Raw genomic sequence first — 5,343 nt, 5'->3', positions numbered from 1 at the left:
AGACCAGCGTGAGGGTCCGCACGAGGTCGGGGCGGACCGCGGCCACCCGGGTCGAGACCGCGCCGCCCATGGAGTTGCCGATGAGGTGCACGGGGCCGCGGCCGCGCTGCTCCAGGTAGCGGATGACCGTACGGGCCTGGCCGCTGATGGAGTAGTTGCCGTCGTCCGGGGGCGGGGAGTCGCCGAAGCCCGGCAGGTCCAGCGCCTCGCCGTCCACCCGGTCGGCGAGCAGCGCCATGAGCGCCGACCAGTTCTGCGACGAGCCGCCGAGGCCGTGCACGTACAGGGCGGGCGGCAGCCCCTCGCGCACCCTGGCGGGCGCGCGGACGCTGAGCGTCGCGCCCGGCAGGCTCACGCTGCGCAGCGTCTCCTCGGCGCCCACGGACGGGCCGGGGCCCCCGGGCGGCACCGGGAGCGCGGTTCGGGTGTCCGGCGGCTCCGTGGAAGACATGCGTCGATGTTACGAGACGATCACACCCCATCTGATGTGTTCGCCATCACACGTCTCTTGCGTCACGGTCGGCGCCCGCGGGGCACCCGCCTTCCAGGAGGGGCGACAACCGCCACCCGTTCGCGGCGCGTACCGCGTCGCGCCGGGCATTCCCCTCTCATAGGCTCGTGTAAAGGACGCTCGCCAGGAAAGGGGGGCCACCATGCCTGTCGACCCCACAGATCCGGATACCTTCGACCAGACCGAGGCGGCCGAAATCGACGTGGAAGCACCGGAGGCGGACGCCCAGGAACAGCTCACCGAGGTGGCTCCGCACGATGACGACGCGCTGACCGGCGGCGATCCCGACGCGGCGAACGAGGCGGACCGTGCGGAACAGGCCCGGTCGGTGGAGCTCGACGAAGACGATTACCGGTGACCTGAACCGGTATGTCGGGTTCCGGCGAGCACCGGGCGGATAAATTCTCGGTCCGGACCGCGCACAGCCTCGTTACCCAAAAGTACGATGGCGGGCGCGGTGCACCGGGCTGTGTGCATCTCGTACGGAACGACACTGGGAGGCGGCGTGAGCGCCATCGAGCAGACAGAGGCAGCGCGCCCTCGGGGCACGCGCCTGCCGCGCCGGGCGCGGCGCAACCAGCTCCTGGGCGCTGCACAGGAAGTCTTCGTTGCGCAGGGGTACCACGCGGCGGCGATGGACGACATCGCCGAGCGGGCCGGCGTCAGCAAGCCGGTGCTCTACCAGCACTTCCCCGGCAAGCTCGACCTGTACCTGGCACTGCTGGACCAGCACTGCGACGCACTGCTGCAGTCCGTGCGGACGGCGCTGGCCTCCACCACGGACAACAAGCAGCGGGTGGCCGCCACCATGGACGCGTACTTCGCGTACGTGGAGGACCCGGGCGGCGCCTTCCGGCTCGTGTTCGAGTCGGACCTGACGAACGAGTCGGCGGTCCGCGAGCGCGTCGACAAGGTCTCGCTGCAGTGCGCCGAGGCGATCAGTGAGGTGATCGCCGAGGACACCGGACTCTCCAAGGAGGAGTCCATGCTGCTCGCGGTGGGTCTGGGCGGTGTGTCCCAGGTCGTCGCGCGGTACTGGCTCTCCAGCGAGCGCACGGTCCCCCGCGACACGGCGGTGCAGCTGCTCACCTCGCTGGCCTGGAAGGGCATCGCGGGGTTCCCGCTGCACGGCACGGAAGGCCACTGAGGGCGGCCCCGGCCGCGCGGCCGGGGTACGGGAGGGCCGGGTGCGCCTCCCGTGTTCGCTGCCGGCGTGCTCCGTGACGTCCTGTCCGTCCCCGTACCGGGCTAATGTGTGCTGCGTACGGCGCGGATCGTCGCGCACCCCACCCCCTGGCCAGGCCGGGGGACCGAGACCGTCGGAGGGACATAAGCCGTGGAGGTCAAGATCGGCGTGCAGCACGCGCCCCGCGAGATCGTCCTGGAGAGCTCGCAGTCTGCCGAGGAGGTCGAGAGCACGGTGTCCGCCGCGCTGGCCGGCAAGTCGCAGCTGCTGAGCCTGGAGGACGAACACGGCCGCAAGGTCCTGGTGCCGGCGGACCGCCTGGCGTACGTCGAGATCGGCGAGCCGGCCGGGCGCAAGGTGGGCTTCGGCGCGCTGTAGGACGCCGCAGCACAGCACGGATGACGGGCGGCGGCCCGGGGAGAGCGATCCCCGGGCCGCCGCCCTTCGTGTACGCCGGGCCGCTGCCCTTCGGTACGTCCGTCCGCACGCCCCGTGGCGCGCACTCTCGGCTGCTTTTCCCTGCTCAGGGCAGTGATCGCACCTTTGTCCGGCCCGGCACGATTGCCCGTGGCGCCCCATGGGTACGACCGCCCACGAACGACAGTGACACCGCCGCTCACGACGGCGTCATTCGCGCGGGAGGGGAAACATGATCTTTGAAGTGCTCGGCGCCGCCGCCCTGGGCCTCGCCATGGCCCTCGCCGCCGTGCGGCGACTGCCCGGCCGCTTTCCGACGCGGAGCCTGACGCTGGCCACGGGGCCCGGCGCCGCCGTCTTCGGCGCGCTGCTGGCCCACACGATCCTGGGCCCCGGCTGGGCCCCCGCCGTCCTGCTGGTGGCCGTGGGCCTGTGCGCCGCGCTGCTCTCGCTGCTGCTGCGCCCCGCGCCCCCGGCCCGTCGGCTGCGCCGGTCAGCGACGGCCTGACGGCCCGCGGGAGGCCGGGCCGCGCTCCGGTACGGACTCCGGCACCGACGGACCCTGACGGGCGCTTTCCGGCCGTTGTCGCCGCGGAGAAACGGCGCGTTCCGCACCATGGGCCCCGCACCTCGGCAGACGGTGCGGGGCCCATGGAGTGAGCATCCTCATACCGGCCGGCGTGCTCCGGCCCGGGTCCTCGGACCCTCAGGCCGCCAGTCCCAGCGCGGCCATCCGCTTCGTGTGCGCCTCGGTGATGCGCGAGAACATCCGGCCGACCTCGGCCAGGTCGAAGCCGTCGGCGACCCCGCCGACCAGCATCGTCGACAGCGCGTCGCGCTCGGCGACCACCCGCTGCGCCTGCGACAGCGCCTCGCCCATCAGGCGGCGCGCCCACAGCGCGAGCCGGCCGCCGACCCGCGGGTCGGCCTCGATGGCAGCGCGGACCTTCTCCACGGCGAAGGAGGCGTGCCCCGTGTCGTCCAGCACACCGAGCACCAGCTCCTTGGTGTCGGAGTCCAGCCGGGCCGCCACCTCGCGGTAGAAGTCGCTGGCGATGGAGTCGCCGACGTACGCCTTGACCAGGCCCTCCAGCCAGTCCGACGGGGCCGTCTGGCGGTGGAACTCGTCCAGCGCAGCGGCGAACGGCTCCATGGCCGCGTTGGGCTCCGCGTCGATCTGCGCGAGCCGCTCCCGCAGCCGCTCGAAGTGGTGGAACTCCGCCGTCGCCATCTTCGCCAGCGCCGCCTTGTCGTCCGTGGAGGACGCGAGCTTGGCGTCCTCGGCCAGCCGCTCGAAGGCGGACAGCTCGCCGTACGCGAGGGCGCCGAGGAGGTCGACGACCGCGGCACGGTACTGCGGGTCGGCGGCGGCCTGCTCCCAGGTCCGGGCGGCGATCCCGGTGGGCTCGTCGGGCGTGGCGGTGGCGTTGTCGGGCGTCTCCATGAAGCGCACAATAGCCCGCTCCGCAACCCGGGAGAGGGCCTGGTCAGCCACTCGGGTCCCACCCGACCGAACGATTGCCCGGACACACATGCGCTCATCCGGGGTATGGTGGTAAAGAGCCCGCCGACTATCGGTGGGTCTGCCACGCATGCGGATGCCCGGTCGGTGGCCCGATCGGCTCCAACCCGACCGCCCTCTGTTGTGGCGCGTACGAGACGTACGCGCGGCAGGAGGGACACCGCTCGCGGCACGAGCGCCTGAGCGAAGGCAGTGGTCCCGCGCCATCCGGCCCTAGGAGGCCGGGCCGCGCCGAGTACGACCCCGTACGACGGTGAGAAGGCACGGTTGATCCCCTTCGACGCCTCGCGCCGCGACTCACAGAAGAGGCAAGCATCCTGTCTACGTTCCGAGACCTCGGGATCCTCCCCGAGACCGCCGAAGCCCTCGAGGCCGTCGGCATCACGACTCCGTTCCCCATCCAGGCCATGACCCTTCCGGTGGCCCTCTCCGGCTCCGACGTCATCGGCCAGGCCAAGACCGGCACCGGCAAGACCCTCGGCTTCGGTCTCCCGCTCCTGGAGCGCGTCACCGTCCCCGCCGACGTCGAGTCGGGCCGGGCGAAGCCCGAGCAGCTGACCGACGCGCCGCAGGCCCTGGTGGTCGTCCCCACCCGCGAGCTGTGCCAGCAGGTCACCAACGACCTGCTGACCGCCGGCAAGGTCCGTAACGTCCGCGTGCTCGCCATCTACGGCGGCCGCGCGTACGAGCCGCAGGTCGAGGCGCTGCAGAAGGGCGTCGACGTCGTTGTCGGCACCCCCGGCCGCCTCCTGGACCTCGCGGGCCAGAAGAAGCTGAACCTCTCCCAGGTCCGCGCGCTGGTCCTGGACGAGGCCGACGAAATGCTCGACCTCGGCTTCCTGCCGGACGTCGAGAAGATCATCCAGCAGCTGCCGGCCAAGCGGCAGACCATGCTGTTCTCCGCGACCATGCCCGGCCAGGTCATCTCGCTGGCCCGCCGGTACATGTCGCAGCCGACCCACATCAGCGCCACCTCGCCCGACGACGAGGGCGCCACGGTCGCCAACATCACCCAGCACGTCTTCCGCGCGCACTCCATGGACAAGCCGGAGATGGTCTCGCGCATCCTGCAGGCCGAGGGCCGCGGGCTCGCGATGATCTTCTGCCGCACCAAGCGCACGGCGGCCGACATCGCCGACCAGCTCGCGCGGCGCGGCTTCGCCTCCGGCGCGGTCCACGGCGACCTCGGCCAGGGCGCCCGCGAGCAGGCGCTGCGCGCCTTCCGCAACGGCAAGGTCGACGTCCTCGTCTGCACCGACGTCGCCGCGCGCGGCATCGACGTCGAGGGTGTGACGCACGTCATCAACTACCAGTCGCCCGAGGACGAGAAGACCTACCTGCACCGCATCGGCCGCACGGGCCGCGCGGGCGCCAAGGGCACCGCCGTCACGCTGGTCGACTGGGACGACGTGCCGCGCTGGCAGCTGATCAACAAGGCGCTGGACCTGCCGTTCAACGACCCGGAGGAGACCTACTCCACCTCCCCGCACCTCTACGAGCTGCTGAACATCCCCGAGGGCACCAAGGGCGTGCTGCCGCGCTCCGAGCGCACCCGCGCGGGCCTGGCGGCCGAGGAGGTCGAGGACCTCGGCGAGACCGGCGGCCGCGGCCGCGGTGCGCGCCGGGGCGGCCGGGAGCGCGAGGAGGAGCGCCCGGAGCGTACGCGTACGCCGCGCAAGCGCCGCCGTACCCGCAACGGCGCGCCGG

7 protein-coding genes are annotated in these 5,343 nt (G+C 72.4%); 5 read left to right on the top strand and 2 right to left on the bottom strand.

Features of this window, described 5'->3' with window-relative positions; genetic code table 11:
• Nucleotides 1-451: alpha/beta fold hydrolase (locus tag C3486_RS35985; protein WP_146075135.1), on the bottom strand; the 451-nt coding region annotated here is incomplete at its 3' end.
• 202 nt (nucleotides 452-653) lie between these two features.
• Between C3486_RS35985 and C3486_RS35980 the strand changes: the two genes are divergently transcribed.
• The 4 genes from C3486_RS35980 (at nucleotide 654) to C3486_RS35965 (ending at nucleotide 2,622) form a co-directional block, all read left to right on the top strand.
• Nucleotides 654-869: a hypothetical protein gene (locus tag C3486_RS35980; RefSeq protein ID WP_103837061.1), complete on the top strand. Its 216-nt coding sequence runs from the start codon at nucleotides 654-656 to the stop codon at nucleotides 867-869.
• A 147-nt stretch (nucleotides 870-1,016) separates the two neighbouring features.
• Nucleotides 1,017-1,658: a TetR/AcrR family transcriptional regulator gene (locus tag C3486_RS35975; protein WP_103837060.1), complete on the top strand. Its 642-nt coding sequence runs from the start codon at nucleotides 1,017-1,019 to the stop codon at nucleotides 1,656-1,658.
• 189 nt (nucleotides 1,659-1,847) lie between these two features.
• The gene (locus tag C3486_RS35970; protein ID WP_103837059.1) at nucleotides 1,848-2,075 is read left to right on the top strand and encodes a DUF3107 domain-containing protein; all 228 of its coding nucleotides are present in this window, start codon (nucleotides 1,848-1,850) and stop codon (nucleotides 2,073-2,075) included.
• Nucleotides 2,076-2,346: 271 nt separating this feature from the next.
• Nucleotides 2,347-2,622: a hypothetical protein gene (locus C3486_RS35965; protein ID WP_103837058.1), complete on the top strand. Its 276-nt coding sequence runs from the start codon at nucleotides 2,347-2,349 to the stop codon at nucleotides 2,620-2,622.
• Between the two features lie 198 nt (nucleotides 2,623-2,820).
• Here the strand turns inward: C3486_RS35965 and C3486_RS35960 are convergent, their stop codons facing one another.
• Complete coding sequence (locus tag C3486_RS35960; protein ID WP_103837062.1) at nucleotides 2,821-3,558, bottom strand: ferritin-like fold-containing protein; 738 nt, start codon at nucleotides 3,556-3,558, stop codon at nucleotides 2,821-2,823.
• 392 nt (nucleotides 3,559-3,950) lie between these two features.
• On the opposite strand from C3486_RS35960, the gene C3486_RS35955 reads away from it, so the two are divergent.
• On the top strand, nucleotides 3,951-5,343 hold a 1,393-nt coding region (locus C3486_RS35955; protein WP_146075136.1), incomplete at its 3' end, for a DEAD/DEAH box helicase.

The organism is Streptomyces sp. Ru73, from assembly GCF_002920575.1.
Taxonomy (GTDB): Bacteria; Actinomycetota; Actinomycetes; order Streptomycetales; family Streptomycetaceae; genus Streptomyces.
The sequence above is the reverse complement of the archived record's forward strand: the minus strand, read 5'-3'. Positions and strand labels throughout refer to the sequence as shown.